Source organism: Pseudarthrobacter sp. CC4 (genome assembly GCF_048957775.1).
Lineage (GTDB): Bacteria > Actinomycetota > Actinomycetes > Actinomycetales > Micrococcaceae > Arthrobacter.
In genome coordinates this window covers 76,781-92,828 of record NZ_JARCCZ010000007.1, presented here as the reverse complement: position 1 = coordinate 92,828, position 16,048 = coordinate 76,781, and the positions used below count along the sequence as shown (strand labels likewise).

Here is a 16,048-nt window from a genome sequence, read left to right as displayed (position 1 = left end):
ATCCATCGCCTCCGAGAACGTCCCCGTCGCGTTCGCCGTCACCGCCACACCGGTCGCACCAGCGGCCGGAGACGTACCCGTCACCGTCGGAGCCGTCGTATCAGCGCCACTGCTGGGATCGTAGAAGTGCCAGTACCGGCTTGTTGCGTTGACGTCGGCGAGCACCAGCAGACCGCTTTTCGCCGTGCCCCGCGCCGCACTGTTGAGGTTCTGTTTCGTTGACGTCACGTTGTGGACATACTGGTCGGCGTCCACGATGCGGGCTGTCTTCGCTGCTGTGAAGTCGATCTTGTTTAGCGGCGTTGACTTCTCGTAGATCGCGCCCCCGGAGGTGGTGCAGACGCCCGCGTTCGTCGTGCCGTTCGGCTTCGGATACGTGGCGAAGGTGCGCAGCATCTGCGTGCTCTCGTCAATCAGGACGATCACCCGGTTCGGGCACTCTGACACCGGCGCGATCGTGTGGTGCGACCACGTCGTACCGCTCAATTCCAGGAGCTGGATCAACGGCTGGGGCGCCGACGTGAACGACGTCTTGACGGCGGCGAAAACCCGGTCGCCCGAGGAGTCCAGCCACTTCAAGTTCATATGGTCATCAGCGCTGCGCTGCCCCGAAACCGCCGCCACAGGAGTGCTCCATCCGGTGTTCGGGGCTCCGCTTGCACTGTCAGCACGGTAGCTCCAGTACATGCCGTCTGTGGCGTCACCGACCTGCCGGCTCCACATCAGCCCCATCTTGCCGGGTCCGAATGCGATCAGAGCCGATGTGTCGTCCACAGACACGTTGCTGAGAGACGCAGGATGCTGGAACGGCGTTCCCCAGGTCTTGCCATCTGTGCCAGTGGCGTTCAGATAGATCTTGTTCCCCTGCTGCCACGTGGCCCACACCCGACCAGTCGAGTCCTTATCGATGGTCAGGACCTCAACTTTGTAGTTGTTGATCTGTGTGGAACTCAGCAGCGAGTAAGTCTTCGTACTTGAGTTGTAGCTGTAACGCCGCATCAAAGTCGGGAAGTTGGCCTCAGCAGGCAGACCGTCGTTGACGAACATGTGGCTCGCCACATACAACGTCGTCCCGTCCCACAACACGTCATGATGGGTGTTCGCCCGCGTCTCCGTCGCCACGCCCGTATTGACCCACGAGCCCGTCGCGGCATTGAGCCTGAAGATATGGAAATCCGAGCTGGCGGTGTCCCACAGGTTTCCCCACCAGAGCCCGTCGTTGAACCACAACGCACTCTCCGCCCGCTTCGTGCCCGTCGGCGTGCCCGTCCCCGAATGTGACGGACCCTCTACCCCGACATCACCCGCAGCAGCCGACGCCGCAACCGGGGCCACCAGGGCACCCACCGCAACCAGCAGTGCTGTCAGCAGTGCAAAGAGCCGCAGATTCCGCGAAGCGGGTGGACCGAAGCCAGCTACATCGGAGGAATCGTGCACGACCGCGCCTCCGCGCGCAAAACAGTGGTTCATTTCTTCATCCCTCCGACTCATTCGCGCTGTGAAATTCTGACGGTTCCGCTTTCACGCTTTCACTCACTGGACGTCCCTCCAGGCTGCCTCTATGCCAGCCGTGCTACCCAGGCGGGGCGTAACGTGGGCCAAGCGCCGGCCGCGCAGGTAGCCTGCGGCTGTGAAGGCCAGAACCGAAAGCACGGCACCGGCCCGTCCGAGTCCTCCCGGATCCCCGTTTCTGCCCCAGTCATAAAGCCCGGAAACAACGGCGCGTGGCAGGACCCTACGCACATACCGCCTTTCGGGTCCGAGCGCCCTTTTGTGGCCGACCACCTGGCTCACCTGGGCCTTTGACAGGCCTTCAGACCATGACCGGGACAGCATGTAGCGGAACGTGCCCCTGTTGGCCGGGACATGGTGGCGCACCACTGCGGCCGGTTCGTACACAATTCGGGAACCAGGCGAGCCCATCTTTGAGCGAATGCAGATCTCTGTTTCCTCGCATCCCAGGGGAATGGCACCCTGGCGGCCTAAAGCAAGGTTGAAACCCCCCACCTGGCGGAGTACCTCAAGCCGGAATGACATGTTTGCGCCAATAACGTTCCTGACCTCGCAGGCAACCCGTGGCATCCCCAGGTGGCTGCATCCAACGATCCAGTCCAGCTCCTCGCCGAAATAGCCGGGGCGGCCGGTTTCCCAAATAGGCTCCACCCGGCCACCGACGGCAAGGACGTCAGGATCGTCGTACATGGCCAGCAAAAGCTCAAGCCAGTTCGGTGCCGCTTCGGCGTCATCATCCAGGAAGGCGACGATGTCCGTATCAGCCAGGCCCACGCCGGTGTTGCGTGCCCCGGACAGACCCTGCGGCCCCGTGTTCTGGACGACCGTAACGTCATCAACCACCGAAAGAAGGCGTTCATAAAGATCAATGTTGTGGTCGATTACCAGGAGCACCTCCTGCGGACTGACGGTCTGTGCCCTGACGGATTCGATGACATCCAGCAGGTTCGCCCAGCGATCCTCGGTGTAAGTGCAGATGACGACAGTAACGGTGGGCCTGCGAAAAGTCGTCATCTCAGGCTGCTTCCCGTAAGGACAGGAGGCTCTGGGGGTCGGTGGGGGTCCGGGGGAAACTAACGTTTGCATATGCGTATTTGACGCGTCGCAGAGCCTCAGGACGGGCGCCGGCCGTGGGCGCCTCCCACAAGGCACACTCTCGGGCCATTGTCCCCAGCACACGCCAGCCGTCCCGGAACGTCTGCAGGTTCGAAGCCCCCGAGATGCGCTCCAGTTCGATACTCGGCACTTCTGCGATCCGAAGCCCCGCTTTGGCTGCCCTGACGATCAACTCCGTCTCAATCTCAAACCCGTCGGATTCAAGCTGGAGGACTTCCAGGCATTCACGCCTGAAGGCAATGTAGCCGTAGCAGAGATCCGAATAATTGCTGTGCAGCACCGCATTCGCCAAGGCCGTCAGTGCCCGGTTGCCCGTGCGCCGCAGCCAGGTGAGGTCCTCGGACCCGCCTCCGGTTACGTGCCGGGAACCTTTGACAAAGTCATAGTCGTGCTGGAGGGGGGCAACGAACCAGCCGATTTCCTGGGGGTCCATGCTGCCGTCGGCATCGAGCATGACGATGATGTCGCCGGCGGCTGCGGCGAATCCTGACCGGAGGGCTACGCCCTTTCCCTTGCGTTTTTCCTCCACGATCACGACATCCTCGCGGAGGGCCCGAGCAACCCCCACCGTGTTGTCCTGGGATCGGCCGTCCACGATCACTACCTCGTCCACGTACGAGGGCATTCGACGAAGCACCCAAGGCAGGTTCTTCGCCTCATTCAGTGTCGGGATTACTACGCTTACTGACGCTCTCGCTATCGACAACGTTGGCTCGGATAGCGTGTACGGAAGCTGGGTGGAAATGGACAAATGCCTCACCACTTCATGACATCGACGGAAACTGGACAATGCCGCACTCAGCTTGAAGCAAGTGCGCCACTAGCGCTTTATCCGGTCAAGGTCTTGTCTCTGGCCCCAGCAACTCATTAGCCAAGGACTCTGCCCGTGACGAAGAGCCTACTTTTGGTCCACCCGGGTATCACCAGTAGTGAGTACTCGCTTTTGTGTGGCCATCTTTCGGCCGATCAGTAAGTAACGGGGTTAACGAATGGTGAATTCGTTAGGTATAGGGGTTGTCCATCCCATGAATGTTAATAGGTAGGGGGTTGGTTAAAGAGCCGTCCTGAAGAACACTTCCGTCACCGCGGCCAGCCGCCTGGGGTCCTCCACGCCGCACATCTCGCGCGCGGAGTGCATGGAAAGCAACGGCACGCCCACGTCGACGGTCCGGATGCCCAGCCGGGTAGCCGTCAACGGCCCGATGGTGGAGCCGCAGGGGATCGCGTTGTTGGATACGAATTCCTGGTACGGCACCCCGGCCTCCGCGCAGAGCCGGGCCCACAAAGCCGCGCCGGGCGCATCCGTGGCGTAGCGCTGGTTGGCATTGATCTTCAGCAGCGGCCCGCCGTTGAGCACGGGGTGGTTGGCGGGGTCGTGCCGCTCCGGATAGTTGGGGTGCACGGCGTGGCCGGCATCGGCGGACACACAGGACGACGACGCCAGCGCCTGCCGCCGCTGGCTCACCGTGGCGCCGAGGCCGTCAGAGATCCGCACCAGGACGTCTTCAAGGACGGGTCCGCAGGCACCCGAGCGGGAGTTGGAGCCGATCTCCTCGTGGTCGAACGCCGCCAGGACAGCGATGGGCGCGCCAGCGCCGTCGCCGGCGGGCGCGGAGGCATGCGCAATCAGCGCGGCGAGCCCCGCGTGCGTTGACGAAAGGTTGTCGAGCCGCCCGGAGGCGAAGAACTCACTGTTGCCCCCGAAAAGAGAGGGGGCCTGCGTGTCCGCAATGACGACGTCGTACCCGCCAATCTGCCCCGGATCGACGGATGCGCCGGCAACCGACGCCGCCAGCACGCCCAGCAGGTCGGAGTCTGAAGGATTTCCCAGCCCCCACACGGGATTCATGTGCCGCTGCTTGTCCAGGGTGAGCCCGTCGTTGACTGCCCGGTCCAGGTGGATGGCCAACTGCGGGAACCGGAGCATGGGACCGGTGGCGGCCAAATGCTCGGTCCCGTCCAGCATCACCAGGCGTCCGGCCAGCTGCAGCTCACGGTCAAGCCACGAGTTCAGCAGCGGCCCGCCGTAGATCTCCACACCGGCCTGGAGCCAGCCGTGGGCGCCGGTGGTGGCCTTGGGCTTGAGCTTGAAGGTGGGCGAATCGGTGTGTGCGCCCAGGATATTGAACCCGGTGGCCGGTCCGGCGTCTTCGGGGACCACCCACGCGATCAGGGCGCCGTCGCGGATGATGAAGAAGGAACCGGGCCCGGCCTCCCACGGCTGCAGCTCATCCAGGCGGGTGAACCCGGCTTCCTCCAGTCGCCGGCCGCCCTCATGCGCAGCATGGAAGCTCGACGGCGATGCGCTGACGTAGGCGCCAAGGTCCTGGATGTGGTCTGCAGCAGAGGGAGGCAAAGGCATGGTCCCGAGTCTAGCGCCGGGCCTCCTCGACAGGTGCCGGCTCAGCCTCGGTTGCCACGTCCGGCTGGCCCGCGGTGGCCAGGCCCTTCCGACGGTAGCGCAGCACGCCCACCGCCACCACAACGGCGGCCAGCGCAATCGAAAGCAGCAGGGATTCCCGGGTGGACTCCACGATCACCATGCCGATCAGCAGGGCCACGATGCTGATGATCGCTGCCCACGTGAGGTAGGGGAAAAGCCACATCTTCAGCTGCAGGTCCTTTGCTGCGGCTCCCATGCGCCTGCGGAGGACCAGCTGCGAGGCGGAGATGACCAGCCAGACGAACAGCGCGATGGCTCCGGAGGTGTTGACCAGGAAGAGGAACACCGTGTCCGGGGCAATGTAGTTCAGGCCCACCGTGATGAAGCCGACCACGGTGGAGGCCAGGACCGCGGCAGCGGGAACGCCCCGGCGGGAGATGCGGGTCCATGCCCGCGGCGCGTCACCGCGGGTGGAGAGTGAGAACAGCATGCGGCTGGCGGTGTAGAGCCCGGAGTTCAGGCAGGACAGAACGGAGGTCAGCACCACGACGTCCATGATGGTTCCGGCGCCCGGGATGCCGAACAGTTCGATGACCGCCACGTAGGGGCTCTTGGCCACGGAGGCGGAGTTCCATGGAAGCAGGGTGACCACCACGGCGATGGAGCCGATGTAGAAGACCAGGATGCGCCATACGGTGGACTTCACGGCCTTCTTCACGGCGTCCACGGGGTTTTCGGATTCACCGGCAGCAATGGTGGCGATCTCGGCGCCGAAGAAGGAAAAGACCACCACGAGGATTCCGGCCAGGACAGCGCCCGGACCGTTGGGCATGAAGCCGCCGTTGTTGATCAGGTTGCTCAGGCCGGGAGCCGGGACACCGGGGATGAGCCCCAGGATGGCGGCGGCGCCGAAGACCAGGAAGAGGACGATCGCCGCCACCTTGATGGACGCGAACCAGAACTCGAACTCGCCGAAGGACTTCACCGAGCCCAGGTTGGTGAGCGTCAGCAGCACCATGAGGACCAGGGCCCAAACCCACTGGTCAATGCCCGGCACCCAGCGGTGCATGATGGCTGCGCCTGCGGTGGCCTCGATGCCCAGGACGATGATCCAGAACCACGCGTAGAGCCAGCCGATGCTGAACCCTGCCCACCGGCCCAGTGCCTTGTCCGCATAGGTGGAGAATGAGCCCGTTTCCGGGTTTGCCGCGGCCATCTCCCCCAGCATGCGCATTACCAGGATGACCACCAGGCCCGCGGCAGCATACGCGACGAGGATACCGGGGCCGGCCTGCTGGATGGCGGCACCCGAACCGACGAAGAGGCCTGCACCAATGACGCCGGCGATGGCGATCATGGACAGGTGCCTGGGTTTCAGGGACTTTGAGAGTTGCTGGTCAGCATGCATGGAAGCGCCGTCCTGTTGGGAAATAGCATGGGTTGAGCGATGCGCCTTGGTGGACCACCGGGGACCGTGTGATGCACCACATCGTCGTTTCACCCTAGGTCGGCCATTGTGCACCTTGCTTTGTGCACTCCAACAGATCTTATTGCTTCCAACAGGACGTGCCTCCAAGCAGGAACCATCAGGGGCAAACAAAGTTTCCTGCCATGCACTTTTGTAATGTGCCCGAAACCACGCGCTGTCCCTGTCTTCGGGGTGAGCATTGGTTGGCCGCTAAACGTCCCGCCGCTTCAGCAGGACTGCAGCGAGCAGGACGGGGATGACAACCCACGCGCCAAGGACCAGTGCCGCCTGCCAGGCTTCCAGGGTGTCGGGAACATGCTGGGCGGCCGTCAGGGGCTCAACGGTGTTGCCAGGCAGGTACTTGCGGGCCTCCTTGAAGAAGTCCCCGGGAATGAGCTGGAAGGCAATGGGTGCCACGAAGAAGATGCCCACCAGGCTCATGATGCCGCCGGCGGAATTCCTGATCAGCGTGCCGAGGGCCGTGCCGATGGCGGCCACGGCGGCCACATAGATGCTGTTGACCAGCAGGAGCTTCACCGACTGGGAACTGCCAAGGTCCAGCGTGAGGGCGTAGTTGTCCAGGATGGGCACAGCCACCAGCCCTGCCACCCAGGTGGATACGGCGGTAACCACGAACGACGTCACCATGACCACCACGAGCTTTGCAGCGAACGCGGGAAGCCGCCTGGGCACGGCCGCGAAGGTGGACCGCGCCATTCCGGTGGTGAATTCCGAGCTCATCAGGAGCACACCGAGGGAACCAAGGATCAGCTGGGCGAAGGCGATGCCGGAAGTTGGCACGCTGACCGCCAGGTCGCCGCCCTGGGATGCCATCCGCGCCGCAGCCTGCGGATCCCTTGTGGCCGCGTCAGCGAACTGGCCCGTCCCCCATGCGGACAGCGCGCCGAACCCGACCATGACCACCGCGGTGGAAGCGAGCAGGATCAGCGTGGAAAGGAGGCTGCGGAACTTGATGACTTCCGAGTTGAGCACCCGGACGAACGTGGGGCCGGGCAGGGACCGTCCGCCGGCGCGGACGTTGCGGCCTCCGGCGGACGATGAGGGGTCAGGCGAAGACGTTGGTTCAGTGGTGGTTACGCTCATTACTTGCTTACCTCCGCGGCGGGCAGGGAGTGGTATTCGACGTCGTCCTTGGTCAGTTCCATGTACGCCTCCTCGAGGCTGGCGACGAGCGGCGTGAGTTCGTAGACCATGACCTGGTTTTCCAGGGCGGCGGCCGCGATGGTCCTGGGCTCGAGGCCCGTTACTTCGAGCAGTTCCCGCTCCGGGACGTCGATGGACGCGCCCCGGCCGGCGAGCAGCTGGGAGAGACGGTCGGGTTCATCGGTGCGCACCCGGACCCGCGCCTGCCCCTTGCCGGTGATGATGTCACGGATGGGTGCGTCGGCAATCACGCGGCCGCGCCCAATGACAATCAGGTGGTCGGCGGTCTGCGCCATCTCACTCATCAGGTGGCTCGAAAGGAACACCGTGCGTCCCTGCCCTGCGAGGTAGCGGACCAGGTTCCGCACCCAGACCACGCCCTCCGGGTCCAGGCCGTTGACAGGTTCGTCCAGGATGAGGGTCTGCGGATCCCCCAGCAAGGCTGCCGCTATGCCCAGCCGCTGGCCCATCCCCAAGGAGAAGCCACCGGCCTTCTTCCGTGCCACGGCGTCCAGTCCCGTCATCTCAATAACCTCGTGCACCCGGGTTTTGGGAATGCTGTGCGTCGCAGCCATGGCCAGCAGGTGGTTGTAGGCGCTGCGGCTGGTGTGGACCGCCTTGGCATCGAGCAGCGCCCCCACTTCACGGAGGGGTGCCTTGTGCTGGACGTAGGGCAGGCCGTTCACGGTGACCGATCCCGACGTCGGCCGGTCAAGCCCCATGATCATTCTCATGGTGGTCGACTTCCCGGCTCCGTTGGGGCCCAGGAAGCCGGTAACGCGGCCTGCCTGGACTGTGAAGCTGACCCTGTCAACGGCGGTTTTGTCGCCGTAGACCTTGGTCAGCCCTGTTGCCTCAATCATGGATGTTCCTTAGGACGGCAGCTGTGCACTGCGGGATGCGCTTCAGAAGACTGGTAGGCACCACGCTACCCACGGCACGGCTGGATTTCGCCCGTCTCAGGGATGATTCAGGGGCAGATCAGGGTAGTCCCGTTGGATGACCGGCCCAGGAATGACTAGGGGTGGGGAGAGTAGTAGGCAAGCGCCTGGGGCCGGACGGTGTACTCCGCGCTGCGCACGCCGGCCAGCGCTTCGCCGTCCACTGCCAGGGCCATGGGTGACCCGCCTGCGTCGATTCGCAACCGTGTGCCTTCCGACAGGTGGGTGATGCGCGAGGTTGCGACGGTACCGGTCAGCACTGCCCACAGCAGCCGCAGCCGGGCGAAGGACTCGTCCGCAGTGATCATGCGGACGTCCAGGACGCCGTCATCCATCACGGGCCGGAGCAGGGGCGCGTGGTCCCGCGGATAGTATCGGCCCCGCCCCACGTAGGCGATCCACACTTTATGCCGCCTCCCGTCGACAGTCAGGGTGGTGGGAGTGCCGGCGGCAAACGTGCGGAACATTGCCACCACGCCGGCCAGCGGTTTTCCAAGGGCGGGCTGCAGCTGCTCTCGGCGCCGGACAAAGTTCGGGTACAGGCCCACGCTGGACGTGTTCAGCATGGTCAGCTGGGCCGTTTCCGGATTGCCGGCGAGGCCTCTTTCAACGGTGACGATCCCGACGTCGGCCATGGCGGCCTCGCCCCTCGACGCCGCGGCGACGGCCTCCTTGAGGCTCCCGGTTCCGGCGTCCCGGGCGAAGTGGTTCAGCGTCCCGCCAGGGAGGACAAGCAGGGGGAGGGATCTTTCGACGGCGGCAGCGGCGGCCGCTCCAACCGTGCCGTCCCCGCCCCACACACCGAGCGCCCGGGTGCCGGGGTACTCCGCTGTTTTCCGGATCTCCTCGACCAGGTTCTCCTCCGGATGGACGGTGTTTATATGCGCTTCAGGGAATACTTCCTGCAGCGCCGCGGCTGTCTCCTCGGTGAAGGATCCCCCCAGGGTGTTCACTACGATGCTCAGCCCTTGGCCGCCCGGCAGTTCCGGCGCCTCAGTCCAGGTACGTCCAACCTGGGGAAAGGGCGGCCGCACCGGCCACCAGTGTCGGGTCACGAGTGCAGCCCCGGCGCCAAGCGCAGAGCCGAAAAGGACATCGGAGGGCCAGTGGGCTCCGGTGTGTATGCGTGAGTACGCCACCCCTGCAGCTACGGGAGCCAGCACTGCGCCAACGGCGGGCCGGACCAGTCCTGCCCCTACGGCAAACGCGACCGCCGACGCCGAGTGTCCGGACGGCATGGACGAGCTCGTGGGCTGGGGGTGGACGAACCGGAACACCGGAAGGTGCTCCGGCAGCGGCCGGGTTCGGGGGAGCAAGGTCTTGAAGATGCCGTTCGTGACGGCAGATGCCACAGCCTGGGCTATGAGTCCATGCAGTGCCGCGCGGCGCGTCCGCCCCGGGAAGGCCGCCATCACCGCCGCGGCGCCCATCCAGAGCTTGCCGTGGTTGGCGGAGGCGGAGAGGCGCCGGAAGAAGTCGTCGTGGTTTCCGCCAGGGAGGTCCGAAATATGCCTTAGCAGGTATCTATCAAGCCGACTGATCCAACGATGGCTTCGGCGCCAGTTGCTCTGCATCCACTCACCCTATCGCGCTGCTGCACGCGGGTCCGCGGCACGCGCTGGAAGTTTTGCTACTCCGCCTTGAGGGGTTTGGCTGCCCCCGCAAGGAGCAGGGCCAGGAGGATCGGCGCAAGGATGGCCAGGAGCGCGAGGTGGATGCCGGTGAGGTCGCCGAGGTATCCCAGCAGGGGAGGTCCTGCCAGGAACGAGATATAGCCAAGGGTTGATACAACGGAGACCCTGGCTGCAGCATGTTTCGGATCATCCGCCGCCGCCGACATCCCCATGGGGAAGGCCAGCGCGGCCCCAACACCCCACAATGCCGCCCCCACGGCCGCCAGCCAAACGTTTCCGGCAAGCACAAAAAGGCACAACCCCAATGCTGCAGCACCCATGCTGGCCCGCAGCACGGCAGTCCGGCCGTACTTGTCGATGACCCGGCCGCCGAGGAACCGCATGGCCGTCATCGCCAGGACGAAGAGGGCAAACATCAAGGCACCGGTGGACTCGGAGGTGCCCAGCCCGTCCACGGAGGCTTTCGCAATCCAGTCATTGCCCGCGCCCTCCGTCAGCGTGGCTCCCAGGACCACCACGCCGATGAGCAGGGTCCGGCTGTCACGCCATGCTGACGGGCCCTTTGCCGGCTTCGGTTCACCGTCCGGGGTGGACGTTGAGATGTGCGGAAGGAAGTAGCGGGGCGCGGTCAGCGTCACCAGAACCACGATGCCGGCGATGACCAGCAGGTGCAGGGGCAGGCCGATGCCGAGGTTGGAAAGGCCGGCGCCGATCAGGGCGCCCACAAAGGCGCCGCCGCTGAATGCCGCGTGGAACTGGGGCATGATGGTGCGCCGCAGTTTATGCTCGACGTCGGCACCTTCAATGTTCTGGGACACGTCCCACAGGCCGATGGCTATGCCGAAGAAGAACAGCGCGATTGCCGTGCCGGGGAGCGATGCCACGGAGAGCGACAAGGCGATGCCCACCCCCGCGAGGGCGGCCAGGAGCCCGCCAAACCGTACCGTGTTGGCGGTTCCGATCTTGCCCACCACCAGTCCCGCGGTGGGCAGTGCCAGCAGTGATCCCACGGCGGTGCACAGCAGCAGCGTGCCCATCTGCCCGGAGGTGATGGCCAGGATCTCCGTGACGGCAGGGATCCTGGCGGCCCAGCTGGCGAAGACAAGGCCGTTAATGCCAAAGACCACGAAGGTGGCGGCCGCGGCAGCCTTTAGTCCGGAGTCCTCCGAGGTACGGATATTGATGCTCATACAGTCACTACTTCCAGGGAACCTTGGTCGAGTTGTGCGCGCTCTTCGGCGCTGAATTTCTTGTCTGTCACCAGGACGTCCACCCGTTCCAGTCCGGAGACCAGCGCCCTCGCCTGCGCATCCCATTTGGATGCGGAGGCAGCCACCACCACGCGTCCGGCGGATTCCAGGCCAGCGCGTTTCACGGCTGCGTCATCGATGTCGTGGGCCAGGAGGCCGTCCTTGAGGTCCACCGCGCAGGGTGTTATGACGGCCGTGTCAAAGCGCAGGGAACGGATATTGGATTCAGCCATGGGGCCGCGGAAGCTCAGCTCGCCCGGGACCAGGCTGCCGCCGGGCAGCAGCAAGGCAGGGCGGGTACCTGCGGCGTCGGCACCGGCGAGGACGTTGAGGGACCGGAGTGACATCGGCATGATGGTCAGTTCCCTCGCGGACAAGGCGCGGGCAACCTCCGTGGCGGTGCTGCCGCTGTCCAGCCAGACATGTTCACGGTCAACCAGCAGGCCTGCGACGGCGGCTGCGATGCGCTTCTTGGAGTCCCGGTCCTCCAGCTCGCGCTGGCCGTAACCTGGATTTTCGCCGCGCACAATGAGGCTGCGCGCTCCGCCGTGGACCCGGCGGAGAACGCCGTTCGCTGCCAGGATCTCAAGGTCACGCCGGATCGTCGCCCCCGATGCGTCGCAGGCAACCGTCAGCTCCTCCACTGTTACCTCGTGGCGCCGCCGGAGCATTTCGGCAATGGTGCGATGCCGATCATCCGTCTTCATGATCAAATGATAGCAACTTCTGATCATTTGATCATCAGACGCTCTCTCACTTAATGCGGGAGATACCCCATCGCTCTCTCACTGGTGAGAGAGCGATGGCAAAAAAGCCGCAGAAAGTGAGAGAGCGTCGGGGTCAGCGGGCGCGCTCCACGCGTTTCTCGTCCCACACCGGTTCCGGCGACTCGTACACCTTGCCGTCGGACCCGAACACCAGGAACCTGTCGAAGGTCCGGGCAAACCAGCGGTCGTGCGTCACGGCGAGGACGGTGCCTTCGAAGTGGTCGATGGCCCGCTCCAGTGCCTCCGCGGAGTGCAGGTCCAGGTTGTCCGTGGGTTCGTCCAGGAGCAGCAGAGTCGCACCGCTCAACTGCAGCAGGAGGATCTGGAACCGCGCCTGCTGGCCGCCGGAGAGTGACTCGTACTTCTGTTCCGACTGTCCTGCCAGGCCGTAGCCGTCCAGCGCCCCGGCCGCTGCCTCGCGGCCCAGGCCGGAGCGGTGCTCGTCTCCGCGGTGCAGGATTTCCAGCAGCGTCTTGCCCAGGAGGTCCGGCCGGACATGGGTCTGGGCAAAGAACCCGGGGCGGATGCGGGCTCCAAGTTTGACCGTGCCCTCGTGCGGCACTTCGGCGATTTCCACGTCGGAGACGGGCAGGTGCTCGCGCTCCGGATCGGTGCCGCCGGTGGCGAGCAGCCGTAGGAAGTGCGATTTTCCTGAACCGTTGGATCCGAGGACGCCCACCCGGTCACCGAACCACACTTCGGTGGAGAACGGCTTCATCAAGCCTGTCAGTTCCAGTGTCTCGGCAACGATGGCACGCTTGGCGGTTCGTCCGCCCTTGAGCCGCATCTGGACGTTCTGCTCGATCGGCAGTGCCTCGGGCGGGCCGATCTCCAGGAACTTTGCCAGGCGGGTCTGTGCTGCGTGGTACCGGTTGGCCATGTCCGAGCGGAAGGCTGCCTTGTTCTTGTACATGTTGACGAGTTCCTTGAGCTTGATGTGCTCCTCGTCCCAGCGCTTGCGCAGTTCCTCGAAACGGGCATTCCGGTCCGCCCGTGCCTCCACGTACGAGCCGAAACCGCCGCCGTGGATCCAGGCGCCGGCTCCGTTGATGCCGGGTTCCAGCGTCACGATGCGTCCCGCGGCGTTGTTCAGCAGTTCACGGTCGTGGCTGATGAAGAAGACCGTCTTTTTGGATTCGTTCAGTTTGTCCTCGAGCCAGCGCTTGCCGGGAACGTCCAGGTAGTTGTCCGGTTCGTCGAGCAGCAGCAGGTCGTCGGGGCCGGCAAAGAGGGCTTCAAGCACCAGGCGCTTCTGCTCGCCGCCGGAAAGGCTCGACGCCGGGCGGTGCTGCGCGCGGTCAAAGGGAAGTCCCAGCGCGGCCATGCAGACCTCGTCCCAGACTGTCTCAACGTCATACCCGCCCGCGTCACCCCAATCAACAATGGCCTGGGCGTAGCGCATCTGGCTGGGCTCGTCGTCGTTCTCCACCATGGCGAGCTCCGCATCGTCCACCTCGCGCGCCGCTGCGGCCAGGGCCGGCGGAGCTGCGGACACCAGGAGGTCGCGGACCGTGGAGCCGTCCCGGACCTGGCCAACGAACTGGCGCATGATGCCCATGGATCCGGAGCGGCCGATGACGCCTTCATCCGGCAGCAAATCCCCTGCAATAATCCGGAAAAGGGTGGTCTTGCCGGTGCCGTTGGGGCCGATCAGGGCAGTCTTGGTGCCGTCCGGAACCTTGAAGGTCACTCCGTTGAGCAGCTGCGTGCCATCGGAGAGGAAGTAATCGATACCGGAAACGTCAATATGGGCCACGTGTTCCATCCTCCCACGGCAGGCCCGGCGGGTTCTTTCCCCGCGTCACCCGGCGGCGGTGAGGAACTCCTTCAGCAGCGGCCCCGAGGTGGTCGCGCCCAACCCGCCATCCTCCACGAAGACGGCCACGGCCAGGTCGCCGTGGACAGCCACGATCCAGGCATGCGTCTTCGGGGGATTCTCGTTGCCGAACTCCGCCGTGCCGGTCTTGGCCCCTACGGGAGCGCCGGGAACGCTCGAAAGGAAGCCGGCATGCCCGGAGGTGACCACGGCACGCATCATGTCCGCCAAGGAGGCGGCCTCCGCTGCCGTGATCGGCTCGCCCGAGGCCGTCACAGGAGCCTCAGCCGTTGCAGTGGCCGAAGGCTGGGCGGCGGGTGCCGTGGAACCGCTCGTTGTCCCGGCCGATGGGGCGCCGCCGTCGGGATTCAGCACCAGCTGGGGCGAGACGGGGGCACCCTTGGCCACGGAGCCGGCCATCATGGCCGCTGCCAACGGCGAGAGCAGCACCTTTCCCTGGCCAATCATGGAGGCGGCGTGTTCCGTCCCGGCCGCCTCGCCCGGAACGGAACCGAGGAACGCTTCGGCCCCCAGTGAAGGTGCTTCGACGGCGATGCCCATGGCCAGGGCGGCTGCCTCGAGCTGTCCCTGCGACACGGTGTCCCTGGCGGCGATGAACGCCGTGTTGCACGAGTGCGCGAAAGCGTCGCGCAGGCTAACGGAGCCGAGGGAGCCCTCCGGGTAGCCTTCGGCGTTCTTGAAGGTCCGCCCGTCCACTGTCAGCGTGGGCGTGCATTCAACCTTGGAGTCAGGGGTCAAGCCGTTGCGGAACATCGCCAGGGAGTCCACCATCTTGAAGATCGATCCGGGCGCGTACTGGCCCAGCATGGCGGTGTTGTAGCCGTTGCTTCCCGGGCCCGATGCCACGGCCAGGACGGCGCCGCTGGAAGGGCGCAGCGCCACGATGGCGGAGGCCGGAGCGACGCCTTGCAGGGTGCTTTCGGCCAGCGACTGCAGCCTCGGGTCGATCGTTGTCTTCAGCGGCGTTCCCGGCGTGGGCGCCACTTCGAAGAGCACCCGCCGGGGGTCTGTTGCCGCCGATTGGATCTGTTCGCGGGTCAGGTCCGCGCGCTGGGCACGGATCACGACGGCGTCCGTCCCCCGGAGCTGTTCGTCGTACTGCTGCTGCAGCCCGCCGATGCCGGTCATGTCCCCCGCGGTCAGCGCGCCGCCAGAGGCGTCAATCTGCTCGGCGGTGGCCTCGCCGACCGTACCGAGGACGGCACGGGCGAAGGTCCGGCTGGGCGCCAGGGGCACCGAGGCGGGAATGGCGCGGGCACCGGGAATGGCGGCAATCTGCTCGTTGGTGATGGTCCGGCCCTCTTCCCGCAGGGTGATCGCGGAAACGAAGGCTTCGGCGCCGGAGGCCTGCACCTGCTGGACATAGCCGGCGGGGTCAACGCCGACGAGGGCGGCGAGCCTGGCGGCCGAGTCTGCGGGATCGGCACCCACCAGCTGGGGCTTGTCGATACCGACGTTCACCACCGGCCTGTACGTGACCAGCGGGACATCACCGGCTCCGAGGATGTCCGCACGCTGCGGGGACTGGGAGCCCTTGGACAGGATCTCGCTGTCGGCGAGGCCGGGTGCCAGCGTGGCGGGGTCCCAGACCGGCAGCCACTTGTCCCCGGACTTCCTGAACTTTGCCTGGACTGTGTACTTCCACTCCGCCTCACCGAATTTCCAGGTGTAGTCCAGGGGCGCGGAGGCATTGTCACCGTCAAGGGTTACTTCACCCGGTTCAACCGCCGGCTTCTGTGGGTCCAGTGCCGCAAACACGCTTCTCAGCTGGTCATTGGCAGCTGCCGCGTCTTTGCCCTCAAAGGCCACGGTCCCCACGTCCAGTGACGAAAGGCCTGCGGCGAACTGTTGTACTGCCGTTTCGGCCCCGCTCCTGCCGTCGTCGCAGGCCGCCAGCGACGTTCCCAGAATCAGCACAGCGACGGCCACAGAAAGTTTTGTTGATTTCCCCATCCGGCCATTATCACCCGTTGTGC

12 protein-coding genes are annotated in these 16,048 nt (G+C 65.2%); all 12 read right to left on the bottom strand.

Translation table 11 applies throughout. The annotated features are described in order from the left end of the window. Nucleotides 1-1,470: Ig-like domain-containing protein (locus PV768_RS06755; RefSeq protein ID WP_421092604.1), on the bottom strand; the 1,470-nt coding region annotated here is incomplete at its 3' end. A 63-nt stretch (nucleotides 1,471-1,533) separates the two neighbouring features. Beyond that, nucleotides 1,534-2,526 carry a glycosyltransferase family 2 protein gene (locus tag PV768_RS06750; RefSeq protein WP_421092603.1) on the bottom strand — a complete coding sequence of 331 codons (993 nt, stop codon included), beginning with the start codon at nucleotides 2,524-2,526 and terminating at the stop codon, nucleotides 1,534-1,536. A 1-nt stretch (nucleotide 2,527) separates the two neighbouring features. Next, on the bottom strand, nucleotides 2,528-3,388 hold the full coding sequence (locus PV768_RS06745) for a glycosyltransferase family 2 protein (protein ID WP_370460521.1): 861 nt from the start codon (nucleotides 3,386-3,388) through the stop codon (nucleotides 2,528-2,530). 291 nt (nucleotides 3,389-3,679) lie between these two features. Then, complete coding sequence (locus PV768_RS06740) at nucleotides 3,680-4,990, bottom strand: M18 family aminopeptidase (RefSeq protein WP_421092602.1); 1,311 nt, start codon at nucleotides 4,988-4,990, stop codon at nucleotides 3,680-3,682. Between the two features lie 10 nt (nucleotides 4,991-5,000). Further along, a complete protein-coding gene (locus PV768_RS06735) occupies nucleotides 5,001-6,419 on the bottom strand; it encodes an amino acid permease (RefSeq protein ID WP_421092601.1) in 1,419 nt (472 codons plus the stop codon). A 270-nt stretch (nucleotides 6,420-6,689) separates the two neighbouring features. After that, nucleotides 6,690-7,583 (bottom strand): ABC transporter permease, encoded by an 894-nt coding sequence (locus tag PV768_RS06730; RefSeq protein ID WP_421092600.1) that lies wholly within the window; start codon nucleotides 7,581-7,583, stop codon nucleotides 6,690-6,692. After that, nucleotides 7,583-8,506 carry an ABC transporter ATP-binding protein gene (locus tag PV768_RS06725; protein ID WP_157240182.1) on the bottom strand — a complete coding sequence of 308 codons (924 nt, stop codon included), beginning with the start codon at nucleotides 8,504-8,506 and terminating at the stop codon, nucleotides 7,583-7,585. Before PV768_RS06725 ends, PV768_RS06730 begins: the two co-directional genes overlap by 1 nt. Before the next feature lie 155 nt (nucleotides 8,507-8,661). Next, nucleotides 8,662-10,158, bottom strand: a complete 1,497-nt coding sequence (locus tag PV768_RS06720; RefSeq protein ID WP_321214821.1) for a bifunctional phosphatase PAP2/diacylglycerol kinase family protein — start codon at nucleotides 10,156-10,158, stop codon at nucleotides 8,662-8,664. 56 nt (nucleotides 10,159-10,214) lie between these two features. Beyond that, nucleotides 10,215-11,408 carry an MFS transporter gene (locus tag PV768_RS06715; protein ID WP_321214822.1) on the bottom strand — a complete coding sequence of 398 codons (1,194 nt, stop codon included), beginning with the start codon at nucleotides 11,406-11,408 and terminating at the stop codon, nucleotides 10,215-10,217. Next, nucleotides 11,405-12,175, bottom strand: a complete 771-nt coding sequence (locus PV768_RS06710; RefSeq protein ID WP_321214823.1) for a DeoR/GlpR family DNA-binding transcription regulator — start codon at nucleotides 12,173-12,175, stop codon at nucleotides 11,405-11,407. Before PV768_RS06710 ends, PV768_RS06715 begins: the two co-directional genes overlap by 4 nt. A gap of 133 nt (nucleotides 12,176-12,308) precedes the next feature. Then, nucleotides 12,309-13,991 carry an ATP-binding cassette domain-containing protein gene (locus tag PV768_RS06705; RefSeq protein WP_323058132.1) on the bottom strand — a complete coding sequence of 561 codons (1,683 nt, stop codon included), beginning with the start codon at nucleotides 13,989-13,991 and terminating at the stop codon, nucleotides 12,309-12,311. Between the two features lie 45 nt (nucleotides 13,992-14,036). After that, nucleotides 14,037-16,025 carry a penicillin-binding transpeptidase domain-containing protein gene (locus tag PV768_RS06700; protein WP_421092599.1) on the bottom strand — a complete coding sequence of 663 codons (1,989 nt, stop codon included), beginning with the start codon at nucleotides 16,023-16,025 and terminating at the stop codon, nucleotides 14,037-14,039. Nucleotides 16,026-16,048 lie beyond the last annotated feature (23 nt).

Bases quoted from the DNA above. Each gene is read 5' to 3' on its own strand.
- PV768_RS06750 (WP_421092603.1), bottom strand. From the start codon at position 2,526: ATGACGACTTTTCGCAGGCCCACCGTTACTGTCGTCATCTGCACTTAC.
- PV768_RS06740 (WP_421092602.1), bottom strand. From the start codon at position 4,990: ATGCCTTTGCCTCCCTCTGCTGCAGACCACATCCAGGACCTTGGCGCC.
- PV768_RS06720 (WP_321214821.1), bottom strand. From the start codon at position 10,158: ATGCAGAGCAACTGGCGCCGAAGCCATCGTTGGATCAGTCGGCTTGAT.
- PV768_RS06735 (WP_421092601.1), bottom strand. From the start codon at position 6,419: ATGCATGCTGACCAGCAACTCTCAAAGTCCCTGAAACCCAGGCACCTG.
- PV768_RS06700 (WP_421092599.1), bottom strand. From the start codon at position 16,025: ATGGGGAAATCAACAAAACTTTCTGTGGCCGTCGCTGTGCTGATTCTG.
- PV768_RS06715 (WP_321214822.1), bottom strand. From the start codon at position 11,408: ATGAGCATCAATATCCGTACCTCGGAGGACTCCGGACTAAAGGCTGCC.
- PV768_RS06730 (WP_421092600.1), bottom strand. From the start codon at position 7,583: ATGAGCGTAACCACCACTGAACCAACGTCTTCGCCTGACCCCTCATCG.
- PV768_RS06725 (WP_157240182.1), bottom strand. From the start codon at position 8,506: ATGATTGAGGCAACAGGGCTGACCAAGGTCTACGGCGACAAAACCGCC.
- PV768_RS06710 (WP_321214823.1), bottom strand. From the start codon at position 12,175: ATGAAGACGGATGATCGGCATCGCACCATTGCCGAAATGCTCCGGCGG.